Below are 907 nucleotides of genomic sequence, written 5' to 3'. Positions count from 1 at the left end.
TATTGCCTTCTTGTTCATTTGCGGAAAAATCCGGTCACTTCACCAATACTGAGCGCCGCGTGCAGCGCGTTAATGCGGCAGTGAAAGCGCCGGGTGAGGCGAAAGAAGATTGGTGGATCATTCAAGCGATCGCAAACGCGATGGGTAGCGATTGGCATTACCAGTGCGTTTCTGAAATCACTAGCGAAATCGCGCGTGTAACGCCGCAATATGCAGGGTTGCGTTGGGACGCGATCACGCCGAACGGTGTTCAATGGCCAAGTAACAAGAACAATCCAAACGGTACTCGTATTATGCACCAAACCCAATTTACCCGAGGGAAAGGGCAAATGGTGGGCGTGCCGTTCCGCTATGCAGCTGAGTTGCCTGATGAAGAGTATCCTTTGGTGCTTACAACAGGGCGTGTGCTAGAACAGTTCCACACCGGTACGATGACACGCAAAACGAAAGGGTTGGATAACCTTGCTGGGCCAAGAGCGATGATCAGTGTTGAAGATGCTGAAGCAATTGGTATCCATAATGGTCAGCGCCTAAAAGTGTCGACTCGTCGTGGCAGCATCGAAATTGATGCGTTTGTGACCAAGCGAATGCAAAAAGGCGTCGTGTTTATCCCGTTCCATTTCGTTGAGTCGCCAGTCAACCGCTTGACGACTACGGCAACGGACCCGCATGCGAAAATTCCTGAATTCAAAGTCGCAGCGGTGAAGATTGAAGTCAGTGAAACGGCTGCTCAACCAGAGCCTGTCGAGGAAGCGGTACACCACGTCTAACATCAACGCTTCACGCACTGGCGAGTTGAGAAATTGCATTTAAGCTTATGATATGTAATAGCGAAACGAGCAGTGCGTGTGTCGAGCGTTTTTAAGTGGATCATATTGCTTCTACCCGCTCTTATTTGGCTGGCGGG

At 50.5% G+C, this 907-nt stretch carries 1 protein-coding gene; it reads left to right on the top strand.

Features of this window, described 5'->3' with window-relative positions:
- Positions 1-770: molybdopterin oxidoreductase family protein (locus R7Z50_RS25635; RefSeq protein ID WP_318149493.1), on the top strand; the 770-nt coding region annotated here is incomplete at its 5' end.
- Positions 771-907 lie beyond the last annotated feature (137 nt).

This window comes from Vibrio sp. 1249-1 (assembly GCF_033340495.1).
Note: the sequence above shows the minus strand (reverse complement) of the source record. Positions and strands in the feature narration are given on the sequence as shown.